Origin of the sequence: Saccharopolyspora phatthalungensis (assembly GCF_014203395.1) — a bacterium.
GTDB lineage: Bacteria > Actinomycetota > Actinomycetes > Mycobacteriales > Pseudonocardiaceae > Saccharopolyspora > Saccharopolyspora phatthalungensis.
The window spans coordinates 908483-926849 of the sequence record NZ_JACHIW010000001.1 but is presented as its reverse complement, the minus strand read 5'-3'; the positions used below and the strand labels follow the sequence as shown (position 1 = coordinate 926849).

General features: G+C 64.2%; 23 protein-coding genes. 15 read left to right on the top strand and 8 right to left on the bottom strand.

The annotated features are described in order from the left end of the window. Positions 1 to 101 precede the first annotated feature (101 nt). The gene (locus BJ970_RS04110; protein ID WP_184723918.1) at positions 102 to 617 is read right to left on the bottom strand and encodes a nuclear transport factor 2 family protein; all 516 of its coding nucleotides are present in this window, start codon (positions 615 to 617) and stop codon (positions 102 to 104) included. A 29-nt stretch (positions 618 to 646) separates the two neighbouring features. On the opposite strand from BJ970_RS04110, the gene BJ970_RS04105 reads away from it, so the two are divergent. After that, the gene (locus BJ970_RS04105; RefSeq protein ID WP_184723916.1) at positions 647 to 1018 is read left to right on the top strand and encodes a winged helix-turn-helix transcriptional regulator; all 372 of its coding nucleotides are present in this window, start codon (positions 647 to 649) and stop codon (positions 1016 to 1018) included. 124 nt (positions 1019 to 1142) lie between these two features. Here BJ970_RS04105 and BJ970_RS04100 read toward each other — a convergent pair whose 3' ends face one another. Further along, complete coding sequence (locus BJ970_RS04100; RefSeq protein WP_246470693.1) at positions 1143 to 1925, bottom strand: hypothetical protein; 783 nt, start codon at positions 1923 to 1925, stop codon at positions 1143 to 1145. After that, positions 1922 to 2383 (bottom strand): helix-turn-helix domain-containing protein, encoded by a 462-nt coding sequence (locus tag BJ970_RS37610; RefSeq protein ID WP_246470692.1) that lies wholly within the window; start codon positions 2381 to 2383, stop codon positions 1922 to 1924. The genes BJ970_RS04100 and BJ970_RS37610 overlap by 4 nt, the downstream gene beginning before the upstream one ends. Before the next feature lie 356 nt (positions 2384 to 2739). Here BJ970_RS37610 and BJ970_RS04090 point away from each other — a divergent pair, with 356 nt between their 5' ends. Next, the gene (locus BJ970_RS04090) at positions 2740 to 3378 is read left to right on the top strand and encodes a tyrosine-type recombinase/integrase (RefSeq protein WP_312864106.1); all 639 of its coding nucleotides are present in this window, start codon (positions 2740 to 2742) and stop codon (positions 3376 to 3378) included. A gap of 381 nt (positions 3379 to 3759) precedes the next feature. On the opposite strand, the gene BJ970_RS04085 is transcribed toward BJ970_RS04090, so the two are convergent. Both BJ970_RS04085 and BJ970_RS04080 read right to left on the bottom strand, forming a co-directional pair. Then, positions 3760 to 3966, bottom strand: coding sequence for a DUF397 domain-containing protein (locus BJ970_RS04085; protein ID WP_184723914.1), 207 nt, complete (start codon positions 3964 to 3966; stop codon positions 3760 to 3762). 12 nt (positions 3967 to 3978) lie between these two features. Beyond that, on the bottom strand, positions 3979 to 4923 hold the full coding sequence (locus tag BJ970_RS04080) for a DUF5753 domain-containing protein (RefSeq protein ID WP_246470690.1): 945 nt from the start codon (positions 4921 to 4923) through the stop codon (positions 3979 to 3981). 111 nt (positions 4924 to 5034) lie between these two features. Here BJ970_RS04080 and BJ970_RS04075 point away from each other — a divergent pair, with 111 nt between their 5' ends. The 11 genes from BJ970_RS04075 (at position 5035) to BJ970_RS39375 (ending at position 13695) form a co-directional block, all read left to right on the top strand. Beyond that, positions 5035 to 5418 (top strand): hypothetical protein, encoded by a 384-nt coding sequence (locus tag BJ970_RS04075; protein WP_184723912.1) that lies wholly within the window; start codon positions 5035 to 5037, stop codon positions 5416 to 5418. 184 nt (positions 5419 to 5602) lie between these two features. Continuing rightward, on the top strand, positions 5603 to 5872 hold the full coding sequence (locus BJ970_RS04070; RefSeq protein ID WP_184723910.1) for a hypothetical protein: 270 nt from the start codon (positions 5603 to 5605) through the stop codon (positions 5870 to 5872). A 3-nt stretch (positions 5873 to 5875) separates the two neighbouring features. Further along, complete coding sequence (locus BJ970_RS39855) at positions 5876 to 6247, top strand: RNA polymerase-binding protein RbpA (protein WP_184723908.1); 372 nt, start codon at positions 5876 to 5878, stop codon at positions 6245 to 6247. A gap of 50 nt (positions 6248 to 6297) precedes the next feature. Beyond that, on the top strand, positions 6298 to 6558 hold the full coding sequence (locus tag BJ970_RS36925; RefSeq protein WP_312864105.1) for a helix-turn-helix domain-containing protein: 261 nt from the start codon (positions 6298 to 6300) through the stop codon (positions 6556 to 6558). A gap of 706 nt (positions 6559 to 7264) precedes the next feature. Beyond that, complete coding sequence (locus tag BJ970_RS04060) at positions 7265 to 7612, top strand: SAV_915 family protein (RefSeq protein WP_184723906.1); 348 nt, start codon at positions 7265 to 7267, stop codon at positions 7610 to 7612. Further along, positions 7612 to 7902: a WXG100 family type VII secretion target gene (locus BJ970_RS04055; RefSeq protein WP_184723904.1), complete on the top strand. Its 291-nt coding sequence runs from the start codon at positions 7612 to 7614 to the stop codon at positions 7900 to 7902. Before BJ970_RS04060 ends, BJ970_RS04055 begins: the two co-directional genes overlap by 1 nt. 21 nt (positions 7903 to 7923) lie before the next feature. Next, on the top strand, positions 7924 to 9147 hold the full coding sequence (locus BJ970_RS04050; protein WP_184723903.1) for a WXG100-like domain-containing protein: 1224 nt from the start codon (positions 7924 to 7926) through the stop codon (positions 9145 to 9147). Further along, positions 9144 to 9779 carry a hypothetical protein gene (locus BJ970_RS04045; RefSeq protein WP_184723902.1) on the top strand — a complete coding sequence of 212 codons (636 nt, stop codon included), beginning with the start codon at positions 9144 to 9146 and terminating at the stop codon, positions 9777 to 9779. The genes BJ970_RS04050 and BJ970_RS04045 overlap by 4 nt, the downstream gene beginning before the upstream one ends. A 50-nt stretch (positions 9780 to 9829) precedes the next feature. Beyond that, the gene (locus BJ970_RS04040; RefSeq protein WP_312864427.1) at positions 9830 to 10939 is read left to right on the top strand and encodes an IS630 family transposase; all 1110 of its coding nucleotides are present in this window, start codon (positions 9830 to 9832) and stop codon (positions 10937 to 10939) included. 306 nt (positions 10940 to 11245) lie between these two features. Continuing rightward, positions 11246 to 12754 (top strand): Eco57I restriction-modification methylase domain-containing protein, encoded by a 1509-nt coding sequence (locus BJ970_RS04035; protein WP_312864104.1) that lies wholly within the window; start codon positions 11246 to 11248, stop codon positions 12752 to 12754. Further along, complete coding sequence (locus BJ970_RS39375; protein WP_184723900.1) at positions 12751 to 13695, top strand: BsuBI/PstI family type II restriction endonuclease; 945 nt, start codon at positions 12751 to 12753, stop codon at positions 13693 to 13695. The genes BJ970_RS04035 and BJ970_RS39375 overlap by 4 nt, the downstream gene beginning before the upstream one ends. Before the next feature lie 103 nt (positions 13696 to 13798). Here the strand turns inward: BJ970_RS39375 and BJ970_RS04025 are convergent, their stop codons facing one another. Next, positions 13799 to 14923 (bottom strand): glycoside hydrolase domain-containing protein, encoded by a 1125-nt coding sequence (locus BJ970_RS04025; RefSeq protein WP_184723899.1) that lies wholly within the window; start codon positions 14921 to 14923, stop codon positions 13799 to 13801. A 32-nt stretch (positions 14924 to 14955) separates the two neighbouring features. Then, on the bottom strand, positions 14956 to 15591 hold the full coding sequence (locus BJ970_RS04020; protein ID WP_184723898.1) for a hypothetical protein: 636 nt from the start codon (positions 15589 to 15591) through the stop codon (positions 14956 to 14958). Between the two features lie 498 nt (positions 15592 to 16089). Between BJ970_RS04020 and BJ970_RS04015 the strand changes: the two genes are divergently transcribed. Continuing rightward, positions 16090 to 16524, top strand: a complete 435-nt coding sequence (locus BJ970_RS04015; protein ID WP_184723895.1) for a hypothetical protein — start codon at positions 16090 to 16092, stop codon at positions 16522 to 16524. 50 nt (positions 16525 to 16574) lie between these two features. Here the strand turns inward: BJ970_RS04015 and BJ970_RS04010 are convergent, their stop codons facing one another. Next, positions 16575 to 17765, bottom strand: a complete 1191-nt coding sequence (locus BJ970_RS04010) for an MFS transporter (RefSeq protein WP_184723892.1) — start codon at positions 17763 to 17765, stop codon at positions 16575 to 16577. A gap of 144 nt (positions 17766 to 17909) precedes the next feature. On the opposite strand from BJ970_RS04010, the gene BJ970_RS04005 reads away from it, so the two are divergent. Then, the gene (locus tag BJ970_RS04005) at positions 17910 to 18365 is read left to right on the top strand and encodes a MarR family winged helix-turn-helix transcriptional regulator (protein ID WP_184723889.1); all 456 of its coding nucleotides are present in this window, start codon (positions 17910 to 17912) and stop codon (positions 18363 to 18365) included. Positions 18366 to 18367 lie beyond the last annotated feature (2 nt).

The window sequence follows — 18367 nt, the reverse complement described above, 5'->3', positions numbered from 1 at the left end:
ATGGAGCACGGACGCAGGCGGGATACCGATGTGGTCACCAGTGCGTTGCGCTCACGCGCGGGCGCCCGCCCGCGAAGACGTTGGACGGGCCCCGGGGTTCGTCAGGCCGGATTGGTGGTGGGGAACGTGTCCATCCAGAGGATTTCCAGCCTGCGGTGCACGATGCGCCATCCCTCTGGGCGGCGTTCGAGCCGGTCGACGAAGAACCCGGTTTGGATCAAGTTCCAGCCTGCGTCATCCGTGCCGCCCTTGTGGGTGTGGAGGTGCGGAGTGCGGGCCGTGGCGGTGTCGCCGTCGATGTCCACTGTGGGCAGGCCCTCGAAGTGCTGCCAGTTCCGGATGCCGCTCATCGACCCGCCCGGACGGCGCATGAACTCGGCCAGCTCCTGGTAGGTCACACCGTCCAGCGGTGCACCGGTTACGGAATAGTCCACAGTGGCCTCGGGCGCGAACACACGGTCCCACTCGGCCAGCACGTCGTTGTCACCGTCTTGATGCAGATCCTGCCCCAGCCCGTAGCGGGTCACTAGATCCTGGATCTCGATCCGGTCGGCGAGGTAGCCCAGCCGTTGCTCGACCGAGGGGCTTACCCCGGTCTCCGTTGTCGACGTTGTCATGAACCCGACGCTAGGCCTACACTTTCGAAATGAATAGTACTGACAAAAAAGTAAGTATCGAAGCAGCTGGTGGAGACAACCGTCGCCCCTGCACGATCGACCGCGTCGAGCAGGCACTCGCAGTCATCGAGGGACGCTGGAAACTGCTGATCCTGCACCACCTGCTCATCCGCTCGCCGCGGCGGTTCTCCGACCTGGAACGCGCCATCCCCGCCGTGACCCAGAAAATGCTCATCCAGCAACTGCGGGCACTGGAGGCCGACGGTGTGGTGCGACGCATCGTGTACCCCGAGGTCCCACCCCACGTCGAATACACCCTCACCCCCGCCGGCATCGCGCTCGAACCGGCTCTCAACGCCCTGCACGACTGGGCCGCCAGCAAGCACTTCGCCCCCAGCTGAGATCGACCGTAGTCATCACGCACCGGTCTCGGCCGGCAGCAGGTCGCGGCAATGTGTGCGAGCGGACCGCGATCGCGGCCGTTTCCGAACTCCTAGTACCGGCGGTCCTGGCCGCGTGGCGCCACTACCCGACAACCTGAGCTGATCGTCGTTGCGGGTCAGCCCGTATGATCGCGACGAGCAGCCTGGCGCGGGCGGCGCCGATACGGAGCTTCTTCCGGAGTGTGTCCGCGGAGATCGGTCGGCGATACGCATCCCAATGGTGCGCGTCCTCCTTCTTCGCCCGCTCAAGCAGATCATCGTCAACCATCCTGGCGGCTGACGGATTGATCTGCTTGTCCGCCGGAGCGCTGTCGGGCTTCGCCTCGTCCTCAGACGGTTCGGGCGCCGTGGGCACAACACCGGTCGATTCGTCGACGAATGGGACCTGCATCAGCTCTATGTGGTCGCGCGCTGCTTCGGCCGACGGATTTGTAGTGGTCAACGCCCTCAGTAGGTCCGGGCCAACTTCAGCCCAGCCGATCAGTAGCAGCGGGCCTACGGCGTCGAACGCGGCCTTGCCGTAGTGGCCGGCAACGAGCGGATCAGCCACGTTCAGCGCGAGGGTCACCACGCTGGCGAAGACCAGCAACCGTCGAGCTGGACGTAGCAGCTCTACGGAGGCTCCGGCGAGCGCCAGGTGTCGGCTGCCGAGGAGGAGCCCGAGAATCGACAGGTCGACCGCAGGGGCGACGAGCGGCGCGACCCAGACCGGGACTCCGAGCCTGAGGGCGAGGTTGAGGACGTTGCCGAAGCCGAACATGAAGGTGAGGCCGATGACGACGCCCATGATCACGGTGACGGCCTTCACCACGGTGGTCTCGTCGGAACCGGATCGAGTTGACACTTCGGAGACCAGCCGGGTCATCGGGCACCACCTGCTTCGACGCGCGGACGTCCGTGGCTGTCTCGGGTGGGGATGCCGCGTTCACGTAGCTTGTTGAGCACGGTGGTGTGGTTGACGCCGAGGTGGTCGCCGACTCGCGCGAGGGACCAGCCGAGGTTGTAGAGGTGGATGGCGTCGTCGACTTGGGCTGGCGAGAGGCCGCGGCGGCGCATCGGCACGTTGTGCCGGTGGAGGATGTTGCTGACCGTTCGCCGTTCGATGCCGAACCGGTCACCGAGTTCGTACACCGTTGCACCGGACTGGTAGTCGGTGATCAGTTGCTCGACTTGCTCGGCACGGAGTTGCCGGGCGCGGCCGGGGCGGTCGCGCTTGATCGACGGTGGCTCGGGTGTATCAAGACTGGGAAGCTTCTCGCGAAGCTCTTCCAGGGCTCTGACCTGGCCTTTTGTGTTCGAGTAAGGCCCCCTAACCTCCACCATGCAGGGAGAAACACCAGATCAGACGGTGTTTCTCCCTATTTTTGTGCCCGGGTTGCGGCTTCACCAGGTGTTGCAGAGAGTTCGGCGACACCTTGACTGGAGCATGATCGACATGGGGAGTAAGCGCACAAACGCGCCTCGGCGTTTGACTAAACCGGATCTACCGCGCCCGGCTGATGAGGCGTGGTCGACTTTCCTCGACGAGTGGGACCGGTCGCTGCGGGCGGCGAACAGGAGCCCGAACACCCGCTACAACTACGAGCTCGCCGTGACGCAGTTCGCCGACTACCTCGCCACGTTCGGCAAGCTCGGCGGTGAACAAGTTCAAGTGCTTGCAGCAGTTCTACCGATACCCTGTGGACGAGGACGAGATGCCACGTTCCCCACTGGACCGGATGCCGCAACCCACGACACCGAAAAAGCTTGTCCCGGTTCTCGACGACGAAATCACCATCCGGTTGTTCGCCACATGCGACGGCAAGAGCTTCCTGGACCGCCGAGACACCGCCATCATTCGATTGCTATTCGACACCGGCGGACGTCTCTCCGAAGTGGCGAACCTGTCCTTGAACGACGTCAATCTGAAGACCGACACGGTGCAGATCCTCGGCAAAGGGGATAAGTACCTGGCCGTGCCATTCGGCGCGAACACCGGCCGTGCCCTGAGTCGTTATATCCGGGCGCGTGCCAAGCAACCGGGGGCTGATTTGCCGAACTTATGGCTGTCCAGCCGAGGGCCGAAACCTCTTCGCGCGAACGGCGTCAAGATCATGCTCCGGCGCCGGGGTGAAGACGCGGAAATTGAAGGGATGCATGCTCACCGGTTCCGGCACACCCTCGCTCACGAATGGAAGGTGCAGGGCGGCAACGATTCTGCACTGATGGAAGTGATGGGATGGACTTCCGCTGAAATGGTGCGCCACTACGGCAAGGCCGCCGCGCAAACGCTCGCGCAGCAAGCGCACCGCGACATGGCACTCGGCGACCGCCTGTAGCTCGATCGGGTGACATGGGTGCGCTGTGCTCGGTGTATGAACGAGGAACTGACACCGGCGCAGCGCACCTTGCGGGCGAAGATCGCTGCGCACCGATCGTGGGCGAACACCGAAGATCGAGCGGCACGAATCGTGGCAGCCCGGCGAGCGGCCCACGACCGGTTCGAGCGCGAAGTCGACCCCGATAGCACCCTGCCCGCCCGAGGAACGTGCCCGACGAGCGGAGTCGGCTCGCAAGGCCCACTACACGGCGATGGCTCTCAAGAGCTCCAAGGCCCGCCGGCGAGGCCCGGAATCGGCGAGACGCCTTGGACGCAGTACTGCGGAATGACAAAGGCCCCGCCCGCCCAAGCGAACGAGCGGGGCGTCTTTGTCTGTCTGTCAGCCGCCGAGTTTGCCGGACTTGACTGCCGCCAGGAAGGTCGACCAGGTTCGGCGGCTGAACGTCAGAATCGGGCTTGCCTCACCGAGCTTGGAGTCACGAACCCCGTGCGCCGCAGGCGCGTCGCCAACTTCGACGCAGTTGTCGTTACCGCTGCTGCGGCTCGACTTGCGCCAGGTCACCGGTCCCAGGTCAGGGGCACGCATGGTACTGCTCCCTCACTCAAGCTCACTGGCTCGTTGTTCGAGCATTCGCGCCGACTCTCTGTCATCGAGAGCAGCAACCCTCAGCCTATCGAATGCCTGAACGTACACGTTGGTATGGCCGGGGCGATCCAGATAGTCGGCGTCCGTCAGCCCTTCAAGGTAGGCATAGGTCGCCACCGGGTCAGCGAGGTGCAGCACGGTGAACGGTGTTCCGAGGGCAGCGTGCTCGCCCTTGCTGTACGGAAGGACCTGAACCGTGACGTGCCGGAGCTCTGTCAGCTCCCGGATGTGTCGCAGTTGGTCGCGAAGGGTGTCTCGCCCGCCAACCTCGCAATACAGCACGCCTTCGCCGAGAACGACCGAGATCTCACGGTTGCTGTTCCGGACGATCGTTTCGCCACGTCGGGCGCGTTCTGCCGCTCGTTCGTAGATCTCGGGCAACGGTGTGACCAGCGAGGTAGACAGAATGGCGCGGGCGTACGCCTCGGTCTGCATGATGCCTGGTACGAGGTCGACTTTGTAAGCCTTCACTTCGGCTGCCGCAGCTTCGAGGGCAGCGTAGGTCTTCGCCCAGTCGGGTACGCGACTTGGCCGATCTCTCCTGCGAGCGTCCGATGCCAGCTGGCGCAGCTTGTTGGCCTCGTCTTCGTCCGTGATCCCGAAGTGGTCGATCAAGACGTCCATTTCGGCTGCGGCGACCGTGAGCTCGCCCTTCTCGACACGCGTGAGCTTGCCGGGGTACCAGTCAAGCCGGTCGGCGATCGTCTTTGGCTTGACGTCGTGCCGCTCGCGGAGTTCGCGCAGCAGTAGGCCCAGCTGGACGCGTCGGACTGCTGGGTTGTTCTCCGGGGTAACCATCGCTCCCTCTCGTTGTGTCGTCGGGTCGCATCCTGCCTGGTCTCTCGCCGCGATCCCCCAAGATCCCTCTTTCGGAGTATTACAAACCTTCAATTGCAACTTGTAGATTGAATCTTGTCGTTGTGGTGCTCGTGCGTCTGATGAGGCACAGAGTCAAGAGCACCCGCGACTCGCGTTCATGGCCGAGTTCGAGCACGAAGGGAATACCTGATGGTCGGGGAACAGCAGGTTGATGCATGGCCGGAAGCGTGGCTGCGTCCGCACTTGGATGCTTTGCGGACGAGCGTCCGGGCAGGCTTTCGGTTCCGTTATCTGCCAGGGCCCGCCAACGTTCTCGCCGTACAGGGCATGCGGGTCAGTCATGGGGCGATGGACATGTTCATGGCGAGCGCGGCTGACGACGCCATCGCCGCCCGGTTCCGGATTGAGGATCTCGAACTCGGTTCTCCGCCGGCCGTCTGGCACAGGCACGGCCAGGTCGCTGACGTGGTTCCGGCCTTGCTGGAACTACCGCTGCACGACTCGCCGGGTGCCCCTCGCCTGGCGGGTTCGCCGGTTTCTGATCTGTGGTTGCCCGGCGATGCGCTGCCGTGACCGGGCTCCGGTCGGATGTGGTGTGCCCGGGGTTGTATTCCGCCCGGTTGCATCGCGTGTCGCGGGTCAACGTCGAGCGGTTGTTGTTCGGGCCGGATCGGGTTCGGCTTGCTCTTGCTGATTGCGGTGCTGCGTGTGCGCCGCCGCATCCATCTGTGGTCGGGCGCCTGCCGAGGTGCTCGCGATGTTTCGGAAAGGACTGAACTGGGGTGTCTTCTTTACTGCTTTTCCTTGCCGGCTTGTTGCTGGTGCCGTGTTGCTGCTCTTTGTCGCGTGGCGGATGCAGATTGCCGAGCCGGGCGGTCAGCATGCCGGCGCTGGCGAGGGCGCGCTGACGGTGGCGCACCTGCTCGACAGGGTCGCGAAGGAGCACGGGCAGATAGCCGAAAGCACAGGGCGGCATGCGTTGCGTGAAGACGTTGCAGCGAAGATCGCCGCGATTGTCGGACTCTAGGACATGGGGGCCGGTTTCACGGCTTGTGCGGTTCCGATACTGCGCACGAGCTATCAGCGTCCGGAGGACTACGAGCCCGTCGAGCGGATCGTCGAGGCATACACCTGTCCCTCGGGCGATACCTTCACCGTTGTTCTCGCCGCCGACTGCGAGCGGCCGGAGACGTGGGAGTGCCGACGGCACGGTCTCGCTGCCGTTCGCGCTGACTTACCACCGGCCACAAGCGAAACCAGGAGTGCGGATTTGCCCAGGGCTCCGCAGGGGCTTGCGTCGAAAACACATCTGGACTACGTGCGAGAGCGCCGAACCGAGAAAGAGCTCCGGGAACTTCTTGGCGAGCGGCTCGCCCTACTTGTTGACGGGCGGTGTCGGTGATGGTCGGTATCCGCCCAATCCCGTCAGCGTAGAAAACGCGATTGCAAGGGATGGCTATGCGGAAAGTTCAGCGAGGGGCCCGCGTAACCGGGCATGCCAGGGAAAAGCTGGCGGCTGACCTCAAACGTTGGTACGACCGCGAAACGAGCATCCGGCAACTGGTCGAGGTGTCCGGCCGGTCCTATGGGGCTGTGCGCCTGCTGCTTCAAGAAGCCGGCGCCGAGTTCCGTCCGCCTGGCGCTCCCTCCAAAACGGCCGCGAACCCTACGCCGCAGCGTCCAGAACCGATCTTGTCCCGTGTCGCGCTATGAGCATGAAGGGGCCGAAGCGGTTTCTGCCGATGGCCTGGCGCGTCGAACGCGTCTCACCGACCGAGGTCTACACGTTCCGTTGGGGCCGAGGATCCGGAGTCGTCACCGTCCACCGCGGCGACATCGGTAGCTCCCACGACAACGACCAGCTCATCGACACAGTCCACATTGGATCCGACTGGGCTGACGAGTCGGACGTCGCTACTCAGGCACGCCTGTGGCTGCGCTCGCGCATTGGCCCACGTCGCCGGAGCGCATGAATCATCCGAGACTCCGCTCGATGTTGTTGCCCCGACCTCCGGCATCGAGCGGACGGCCGGTCGGTGCGGCGCCTCCCAGGGCACCGACCGGCCACACCATCCCAGCCGTATGCGAAAGGAATCCCGCATGGCTAACTCGCCTGACGACCGACCAGAGATCACAGGCCCACCAATCCCGGTACCGGTCGATATTGATCCCGTTGCCACCGGCGTCGGTCACGATGTTGATGAGGAGGAGCTTGATTCCGGGGATTGAGTAGTTCGGCTCTGTCACGGGAAGTGGCCGGCGCCGTAGAGATGATCTACAGCGTCGGCCTTTGTCGTGTTTGGGCCTTTCGGGTGACGTGTTGTTAAGGTCGACTGGGAGGACGATCAGCTCGGTATCGTGCCCGCCTGGGAAAACAGTCGTATGAGGGGGAAGTTTGGCTTACGGGGACCGTGAGGTGATGCGGGATCACGGGGACGCGGCGCCGTCGGTGATCGGCGCTGACTACGTCGCAGAAGCCAACGGCGAGGAACCCGAACCGGCTTTCGTTCCGCTTGCCGAGCGCTTCCTCAGTCGCGACAAGGACGTCACCGTCGAACTGCGGCGACTTGAGGACGGACGCCTGGCGGTGCTGGCATTCAGCTCGCTGGAGGCGCTGGTCATCGGCTGCGGGGATCTGCAGCCCTGGGCGTCACTGCCTGCCGACAAGGTCGCGGAGATCCAGCAGCACAGCGGCGCTGATCTGGTGCTTTGGGACGCAGTGCTTCCCGACAACCAACGCAACGATTCCGCAGGGGGAACCAACTGATGTCCGGAACCCACGCCCAGCTCGGAGAACTGGATGCCCTCGCAAGCAGGCTCCGCACCGGGGCGGCCGAACTGGACGGCAGTGCCGCACCCCCTCCCGCTCCGCAGGTCGGGGTGGCGAGCGAGGCAGTCGCAGGCGTAATGGCGATGCTGACGCTGTCAGCGGCAGGGATCGTCGAGGCCCTCAACTACGTCGGCGATGAGGTCGCGGCGGGCAGCAATCTCTACATCGAGACCGACCACGGCAATGCCGACAACATCGCTGGCTCCAATCCGAACGCGCCGAGATGATTTTCACTGGGGATTTGAATCATGCCACTTGATATCAAGGTCGACGCGCAGCCGGGAACGATCCGCACGGCAGCGGACTGGCTGGACGGGATGGCGCGTGCCGTTGATGCGGCGTTGGACATCATCAACCGTGTTCGTGGCGAGTCCGAAGGCAGCTGGCCCAGCGAGGCTGGCCAATCCTTCCGCGACGGCATGGGCAAGGTCGCGCCGCGTGTGGATGACGTGTCGATCAGTTACTCCGACCTGGCCCGAGAACTGCGGCGCCACGCCGACGCTATCGACACCGTCAAAGTGCGTATGGATCAAGCGCGCGAGCTCGCGTTGAAGGATGGGCTGGTGGTCCAGGGCGACCTGATCATGGAGCCTGGCCCGGAACCACCGGACCCTACACCGCTGCCCACCGACAAGCCGGCCAGCTCCGAACAGAAACAGATCCACGCCGAGGCCGTGCGAGCACAATCCGACTTCGCCCGAAAGGTCCAGGCGTACGCGGACTGTGCTGCCTTGGTTACCGAAGGTCGGCAGCTGGAGAGCGACTCGATCGCCATCCTTAACCGGTTCCTCGGCGGACTCATCGAGAAGTCCCCTTTCAACGCCTCGGACGTTATCGCCGGACTTGCTGGTGCCACGTTGGGACAGACCGCTGCAATGCGCGCCAAGGCGACGCAGATCGCGCGCAGCGGTACGATCGAGGTTTCTGAGCGTCTCTCGCAAAACCCGTACATGAGCCTTCAAGCGCGAACACGAGCTGCGGCTATCAACATCACCCGTTCCCAGGCGGCGGCTGCGTTGGAGAGCAAGGCAATCGCCACACGGACCGCGCAGTGGGTGGACCGCCTCGGCCCCCGGACCAAGGCGATCTTGCAACTGAACCTTGACTTCGGCAGGGCTGCGAAAGCTCCCACGGCAGGGACCGGCCTGCTCCGGGGCGCACTGAAGCTTGGCTCCAAGCTTCCTGTCGTCGGGTTCGGAATCACCCTGGGCGGCATCGGCTATGACATCGGCATCGCCGGCAAGGACCCGACGACCAGCGTCGCGTCCGGGCTCGGCGGATTTGTAGCGGGTGCCGCTACCACGGTCGGGTTGGCGGCGATGGGCACCCCAGTGGGATGGGTCGTCGCTGGCGGCGCCGTCGCCTCCTGGGGCGTCGGGTTCGCGATCGAGGAATGGGGCGACGATATGGTCCAGGGCATGGAGGACACCGGTAGACGACTGGAAGAGATCAACCCGAAGATGGGCCGATGAGCGACGGACTTCCACCGAAACCCGACTCGCAGACCGGAAAACCCAGGCCGCCTCGTGCTCCGCTGGAACCCGGCTGGAAGTCGCCGGAGGTCAAGCACCGGCGTGGCGTGACCAAGGTTCCCCAGCCGCCGGAGGGCGAAGGGCCGATCTTGGAATGGTTCTTTCCCACCCGAGGCCGTGCCCTTACCTTCGGCCTGATCATGGTCGCGATCATGGCGGTGTTCTTCACCTGGCGCGACTTCGGGTTCGGCTGGGTGACCGAATGGTGGCTCTGGCTGTTCATCGTTCCGTGGCCATTCCTGTTCCTGCTCACCGGCCGCAACCTCCGCATGTCGGTCGGCGCGGACTGGTTGGCCTACGATAAGAGCTTCATCAAGACGTACGAGCTGACCAAGGTCAACGTCACCGTCGGCGGAGCCGCACACTATCTCGACATCGAGGACAGCCACGGCCACCAGCTCTACGCGCAGATCAACAACCTGCAACTTAACCGGGAGTTGTGGGACCTGGTCTATCTCGGCCTGCTCTACTCGGTCCACGAGGGTGGTGCCAGCTCCAATGAGATGGCCCGTAACTACCTTGGCCTCAACATCCCCTTGCACCTACGGAAGTGGGAATCACGCGACGCCTAAACCTAGTGTTCCGTAATTCTGGTTACTTTACTCTGGCTTGATTGATCGTCGTGTTGACTGGGGCCGTGGAACTGTCGACGGGTGAGGAAACCGAGCTGCGGGCGCTGACGAACAGTCGGGATGTGCCGGCGCGGGTGGCGACGCGGGCACGGATTGTGTTGTGGTGCGCGGAAGGCAGGCGCAAGAAGGAGGTCGCATCGTTGGCCGGGGTGTCGCGGCCGACGGTGGATCTGTGGCTGGACCGGTATGCCACGGACGGGATCCCGGGCCTGCTGGATCAGTCGCATGCCGCGCCTCGCGAGCAGGTTCCGGCCCGGATTCGCGGGCGGATCCTCGCGCTGACGCAGGCAAGCCCGCCGGGCGAGACGGGACTGTCGCACTGGTCTAGCCGGGAGATGGCCGCCTATATCAAGCGCACCGAGGGCGTGGCCGTGTCTCACAACTACGTGGCGAAACTGTGGCGAGAGCACGGATTGCCACCGCATCGGCAGGGCACGTTCAAGGTCGGCAAGGATCCCGAGTTCGCCGACAAGGTCGCCGACATCGTCGGACTTTACCTCCAGCCACCAGGTAGCGCGGTGGTGCTCTGCGTCGACGAGAAAACGCAGGTCCAGGCCCTCGATCGCACGCAGCCGGTGCTGCCGATCGCCTTCGGTGCAGCCGAGAAACGCACCCACGACTACGTGCGGCACGGCACGACGAACCTCTTCGCCGCGCTCAACGTCGACACCGGCGAGGTCTTCGGCGAGTGCAAACCCACCCGCAACGGCGCGGACTTCCTGGCCTTCCTCAAACAGGCCGTGAAACCCCACCACGGCAAGGACATCCATGTCGTGCTCGACAACCTCTCCACCCACACCACCCCGCAGGTGCGGGCCTGGCTTGAGAAGAACCCACGGGTGAGGTTCCACTTCACACCCAAAGGATCCTCGTGGATCAACCAGATCGAGAACTGGTTCTCGATCATCACCCGGCAGGCGATCCGGCGCGGCACCTTCAGCTCGGTCAAGGTCCTCATCTCCCGCATCCGCGACTACATTCAGCACTGGAACACCAACCCGAAGCCGTTTGCCTGGACCGCAACAGCCGACGAGATCCTGGCCAAGGTCCGGCTCGTCCAGACCAACATCAAGAAGCTTGTCGACAACAACGCTAAGTAAAGAGTCCAGCATTACAAACCACTAGGCGCTCTGGGACCTCGTCTACAACGGCATCCGCTACTCCGTGCAACGCGGCAGCGCCAAGACCAACCAGCGCGCGTTGTACAAACTCAAGCTTCGGTAGCGTGGTCATGGTCCAGCGGTGAGGTAGCGGCGACGAACTCATCGATGTCAAAGTCGTGGGCACCTGCGCCCCGACTCGACGTAGGGTACACGGGCGAACATCGCTGGTAGGAGGGGTGCTGTAGCTTGGACCCTTGCCCGATATTGGGTGGCTAACGGAAGCTAACAGGGCGGTACTGCAAGATGTCTTGTATGCACAGCGACCTTCTCGTTCGGGCGGAGCGGAACCGAGTGGCAGCTCTAACTGCCCTTGACCCGAAGACCCAGGACTCCCTGGGGCAGTTCTTCACTCCGGCGCGGGCTGCGTCTCTGATTGCGGCGATGCCGCGTCTCCCCGCGGAAGGCCGGATAAGGGTCCTTGATCCTGGTGCCGGTTCTGGAATGTTGTCGGCGGCGTTGGTGGCTCGCGTGCTTGACGAGCGCCCTGGCCTCGCGGTGCATATTGTCGCGGTCGAGCGCGACGAGACGCTACTGCCACACCTGGTAGATACGCTCGACGCCTGTGCAGCGGCAGGTGACGGTCAGATCACCTATGACGTAGTCGAGGCCGACTACGTCATCGCCTCGACCGGCGTTGACCAAGACGACCGGACCAACGGTTTGGACTTGGTGATCCAAAACCCACCGTATGCGAAGCTAGCCGTCTCCTCTCCGGCCAGAGCCGCGGTACGCGCGGCCGGAGCCGATGTCCCGAACCTTTATGCCGCGTTCTTGGCGCTAGCGGCTAGTGCGCTAAATCCTGGCGGCCAGTTGGTCGCGATCACTCCGCGGTCGTTTTGCAATGGTCCGTACTTCGGCGCTTTTCGCTCTTACCTGTTGGATCGGATCGCTCTTGACCGGGTGCACGTCTTTGAATCGCGGTCGACTGTGTTCGCGGACACTGGTGTGCTACAGGAGAATGTGATTTTCTCCGGAACTCGGGGCGGTCTGCGAGATAATGTACTGTTGTCGGCTAGCGATGGCCACGAAGATGACGCATCCCACCGTGATGTGGCATACGCCGATGTTGTCCGTCCCGACGATCCACACCAGTTCATCCGTATCGCCACCAACGACGAAGACACTGAAGTGGCCGAGCGAATGTTGTCCCTTCCGGCCACTCTGGCGTCTCTCGGGATCACAGTGTCCACTGGCCGCGTGGTCGATTTCCGGTCGAAGGAGTGCCTGCTCTCAGAGGCCGATGATGAAGCAGTACCATTGATTTATCCCACCAATGTCCGTAATGGATTTGTGGTCTGGCCGTGCGTAACCAAAAAAGCGCAGTGGTTCCGAACGGTGAGCGAGAAGGACAAGAAGATGCTGGTTCCGGAGGGCTGGTATTGTGTGGTCAAGCGGTTCTCCGCAAAAGAGGAGCGCCGTCGAATCGTTGCCGCGGTCTGGTCGCCTGAGCAGGTAGCGGGACCTGTCGCCTTCGAGAATCATCTGAATGTCTTCCATATCCGCGGTGAAGGACTGGACCGCCACATCGCTCTGGGGCTGTCCATGTGGCTGAACTCGTCTCTTGTGGACAAATTTTTCCGGACTTTTTCCGGTCACACCCAGGTCAACGCGACCGACCTGCGGACGCTCCGATTCCCCGAACTGGATTCGCTACGGACTCTAGGCAGGCTTGCTCCCGGGCGACTTCCGGAGCAGGATGAAGTCGATGGACTGGTGGAGAAGGTGCTCAGCGTGATAGATACTGCCGCGTGAAGATCGACAGCAAGATCCGCGAAGCGAGCGAAATCCTGGCCGCGCTTGGCATGGATGACCAGCGGTCAAACGAACGATCCGCACGTGTCCTCCTTGCGCTTCTTAGGCTTCGACCGGAAGATAACTGGGACGCCGCGGACAACCCAATGCTTCGCACCAGAGAAATTATGAACTGGGTGCGTGATTATTACAATCACGAGTATGCCCCCAATACCCGCGAGACTATCAGGCGATTCACTCTTCATCAGTTTGCTGAAGCTCTTTTAGTCCACCAGAATCCCGATAAGCCCGACCGGCCAGTGAACTCCCCTAATTGGAACTACCAGGCCGCCGGCGAGGCGCTCGCAGTGATCCGCCTGTACGGGACACCGCAATTTGATGCGGCAGTGGCCGAATATCGCGCCAAAGTTCCGGGACTGAAAGAGCGCTATGCTGCTGCCCGGGAGATGAATCGGATTGCAGTAAAATTGCCAAACGGAAATCCTTTCTCTCTGTCTCCTGGCGGCCAAAACCCACTCATTAAGCAGATGATTGAGGAATTCTGCCCGCAGTTCACTCCTGGTGCTGAGATCCTCTACGTGGGGGACGCTGATGCCAAATGGGCGCTATTTGAGGCTGACCGGCTTTCCGGGCTTGGCGTGACCGTCGACCAGCATGGGAAAATGCCAGACCTTGTGGTCTATATGCCAGACAAGGATTGGCTCTTCCTTATGGAAGCAGTAACATCGCACGGGCCGGTCGACGCCAAGCGTTATGGTGAACTCGCTTCCCTGTTCAAAGATGCGACACCAGATCTGGTCTACGTCTCATGCTTCCCCGACAGGAAGAAGATGCGGGAATACCTTCCGGTGATCGCTTGGGAGACCGAGGTTTGGTGTGCAGAGTCCCCGACCCATTTGATCCACTTCAATGGGGACAAGTTTTTAGGGCCGCATAAATAGATCTCTGCGGGGTGTAGCGTTTATCCCGACCGACGACACAAGGCAAGATGCGCCTTGCCACCCGGAGGAACCCCGGAGGAACCGGGAGACGGGGCGCTGTTCATTAGCGTGAGGGCCGTTGGTTCGGGTAGCTGGGTGCGCGGGTGGAGCCGAGCAGCAGGTTGCCGAGCGACTGCGGGAGACCGGGCCGGGTTTCCCGCCATCGGGCCGCGCCGTAGACCAGGGCACCGGCGACGGGGACGAGCACGGTCGTGGCGAGAGTCTGGGCCTGTTCGCCGATGTCGGTGGGCAGGAGCCGGGTGGAGACAAGCCAGGCGATCAGCGCACCCCAGGCCGAGGGCAGGACGGTGCGGATGAGGGACACAAGGTAGCCAGCGAGCCCGCCGGGCTGCTCGCCCGGTGCCGGGTTCTGCCCTTGTGAGTTCTGGCTCGGCGGGGTTTGTCCCGGTGGCGGTGTGGGCTCGCCCCGGGGCGGTGGGTTCTGGGCGTTCGACGGCGGCGGTGGCGGGTTTCCGCCCGGCGGGGCGGGCGTGGCCGCGAGCCTGCCGAGGCTGGTCTCCATGTCGTCGAGGCGCTTGATGATGCTCTTGGGGCCGGCGTCGGCTCCGCCGTGAAAAACGGCGCCGTGCATGGTCAGCAGTGCGTTGCGTTCGTCGGGTTGCACGTCTTGCTCCCGTGGTCGGGGGTGTTGGCCGATGTCGGGGCGGGAGGTGGTGTTGATGTTGCACTCGACGCCGTCCACTCGCACGGTCTCGGTCTGCTGCACGACGTGCGCGTGCGGCGAAATCCGTTTGCGCGACCACGCTTTCGTTTGCCAGAACCAGCGGGCAACGCCATCACGCTGGGCGCGGTCGACGACATCGGCCTCGCCGTAGACCCCGACCTTTTCGACGCCGAGCACATCGCCGGCGCCGCGCAGGTACTCGACGACCGTGCGCATCTGGCTTTCGGTGGTGATGTCCTGGTCGACGGCCATGTAGATGGGCCTGTCGGCGGGCCACCCGAAGCTGTTCGCGTTGTCGAGTGCGGCTCGGGCGTTGCGGGCTCCGGCGGCGCGGCCGGCCAGGGCGTCTCCGGCGCGGTTTTCGAAGATCAGGGCGACGCCGACGCCGTTCGTGGTCATGTCGCGGTACTCGCCGGCGGTGATGTTCTTAGGTCTGCCCGGGGTTCCGACGTACCGGATTACGAAGTCGAACCCGGCGGCACGGACCGCGGCGGCTTTGGGCACGCCGGCGGAGTAGTCGAGTCCTCGGCACGGCTCTACCTCCTGCCCGGGGTTGTGGATGACGGTGTGGACAAATCGCGTTCGGGCTGGTCGCTCGGGCTTTCGCGTTGGATGAGGCCGAGCGCGGTGCTGCGGATCTGCCCGCGACCGGTGGTGCGGCGCCACAGCACGGTGACCGACACAGTGCCCTCGTAGGGCCTGCCGGGAACTGGGAACGGCCCGCGACGGCGGTTGGCGAGCTGCTCGCCGACGGCCCAGATGTCGACGACCTCGGCGTGGCCAGCGGGGTCGGTGATGACGACCCGGCCCTCGCCGGCGGTTTCCGACTCGGCGGTGTCAAGTGTGGACAGTTCGATGACGGCGTGCGTCTTGGCGAACCTCGCCTCGACGACCGTCTCGAACCCGGCGGCGGTCACCGCTGGGAGATCCTGCGGGCGTACCGGCGTCGTCGGCACGGGGATCCACGGCCGGGCCAGCGCGTTGCCGGCAGCGGGGTCGTCGGCGACCACCACGTCACCACTGTTGGCCGACAGCGCCCACCCGGGGCGCCCGTCGGTGGTGGTGTAGGTGGCGAGGATGTCACCGCCACCTTGGCGGCGGAACCGGATCATCTGCCGCCCGTCCGGTGCGGGGCCGAAGTATACGAGCTCGGGGTCATCCGGGTCGAGCATCCGCAGACTGCCGCCACGCTGGATGATCAGCGACCTGTCGGAGATCGCGCCGCCACCGGTGCCACTGGTACGGCGGACACCGGCGATCTCGCGCCGCAGCGGTGAAAGTCGATGTTATGACGGCGTCTGCCTTGATTCTTGCGGTAGCAGCGACCAGCATCGCGGCCCGTGGTGTGTAGGCGCGGGCGTTGCGGGTACCGGCGGCGCGCCCGGCGAGCGCGCCGTGGCCTAAACGACCGAGCGGCCGGTCGCCTGATCACTTTCGACATCGCGTTGCACGTCCTGCGGGACCGCTTTCGTCGATTGCGCATGGATCCGACCACGCGGCGACGTTCATGCCATGCACGGACCTGATCAGCGCCAGTTCGCTGCCGGTGCTCATCTGGTAACGCGTTTGGTTGCTCGCTTTCGGGAAACGGGCTTTGGCGGTGGGTTGGCGTGGCAAGATCGCCGTCGGAAACCGCGTAGTGGCACTGTTGTCGTTGACTGGGAGGAATCGTGGCGACCTGGGAAGATCTGCTCGCTTTTGTCCGCACCGAATACCAGCTCGCATCCGGCACCGTCGAGGACGGCGAGACCGAATATCGGATCATTGAGGACAACGACGATGAAGTCCGGATCCTCGTCGAATACGACGACAACCGCAGTCAGATCGTCATCGTCTACCACGAACAACTCGACGGCCACGAAGACTGGGTACAGGTCATCTCGGTGTGTGGCCGGGCCTCTGACGTCGATCTCCAGCGGCTGCTGGAGGAGCTCGGGCAGACCTCCGTGGTGTGCGGTGCGGTGATCATCGGCGAGCACGTCGTGCTGCGGCATTCGCTGCCGTTGGTCAACCTCGACATCAACGAGTTCACCGATCCGCTGAACTTCGTCGCCGAGACAGCCGACCACCTGGAAGCGCTCTTCTTCCGCAACGACGACTACTGACCATTTGCGGCATCCGGCTGCTGATACCGGTGCGATGACGCCTAGGAACATCAGGTGACCGGGGTCGGGACCTGATCGGCCGATGCGAGGGCTTCCTTGGGCTTCGTCGCGATCGCGGCGGCCAGCAAGCCGATGCTGATCGCGGCGAGGATCGCGCCCACCCACAGCGGGGACGTGTAGCCGAGGCCGGCGGCGATGGTGAGGCCGCCCAGCCAGGCGCCGAGGGCGTTTCCGACGTTGAAGGCCGCGATGTTGATCGCCGAGGCCATCGTCGGCGCGTCACCGCCGTACTTCATCACCCGGGTCTGCAGGGGTGGAACGGTGGCGAAGCCGAAACCGCCCAGCAAGGCGATCGCGATGATCGTGGGGATCCGGTGGCCGGCGACGAAGGTGAAGCCGACCAGGATGGCGGTCAGGGCGATCAGCGCCGCCAACATGGTGCCGTCGAGGTGCCGGTCGGCCGCCTTGCCGCCGACCAGGTTCCCGGCGAACAGGCCGATCCCGAAGATCAGCAGCAGCCACGGCACCGTCGCCGTTGCGAACCCGGAGACCTCGGTGACCAGCGGCGCGATGTAGGTGAAGGCCCCGAACATCCCGCCGTAGCCCAGGATCGTGATGGCGAGCGTCCACCACACCTGCGGGCGCTTGAGAGCGCCCAGTTCGGCACCCAGGTCGGCTGCGGCCGTGTCGCGGCCGGCCGTGCCGGGAACCAACTGCCGGATGCCGATCAGGGCGATGATGCCGATGATCGTGATGGCCCAGAACGTGGCGCGCCAGCCCAGCGCCTGACCGAGGAACGTGCCCAGCGGGACGCCGAGGACGTTCGCGGAGGTCAGTCCGGTGAACATGATCGCTACCGCGGCGGCCTTGCGGTTCGGCGGTACCAGGGCGGCGGCCACCACGGATCCGATGCCGAAGAACGCGCCGTGCGTCAGCGCGGCGAGGATGCGCCCGATCATCATCACGGCGTAGTGCGGCGCGATCGCGGAGAGCAGGTTTCCGGCGATGAACAACACCATCAGCCACACCAGCACGGTCTTGCGCGGCAGCCGCGTCACGGCGGCGGTCAACAGGATCGCGCCGACTGCCACGGCGAGGGCGTAGCCGGAGATCAGGTAGCCAGCGGTCGGGATGCTGACCGCGAAGTCGGCGGCCACTTCCGGTAGGAGGCCCATGATGCCGAACTCGGTCAGGCCGATGCCGAACCCGCCGAGTGCGAGTGCGATGAGTGCTACGGGCATGCCCGTGACTCCTTAGCGGTAGATGCGCGAGTAGGTATAGGGCGCAAGCGTGTAGTTGCAAGCGCGCTACAAAATACTTGCACGCGCTTCATGTCGGCGCAAGCTGCTATAGTTGGAAGCGGTACAAGTCACGGGAGGTGTGCAGTGGGAATCGCCGACGACGCCGTCGAGATTCGGGCCCACGGTTGGCGCACGCTCGCCGCGCTGCACGGGACGCTTGAAACCACGCTGGAGAAGGCACTGCAGGCCGAGCACGGGCTATCGGTCGTCGAATACACCGTCCTCGACGCGCTGAGCAGGCAAGACGGCTGGCACATGCGGATGCAGCAGCTCGCTCGCGCCACCGCGCTCAGCGGCAGCGCGACAACGAGGCTGGTCAACCGGCTGGAAGATCGCGAGCTGTTGACACGGATCCTGTGCAAGGACGACCGCCGCGGCATCTACACCGAGCTGACCGACGCTGGCCGGGCCCTGCTGGAGGAAGCTCGCCCAACCCACGACGAAGCGCTGGAGAAGGCACTGGCCGAAGCCAAGCAGGTCCCGGAGTTGGCGCCGATGGTGACCGCGCTGCACCACCTGCCGCCGCGCCCCGGCGCCTGACC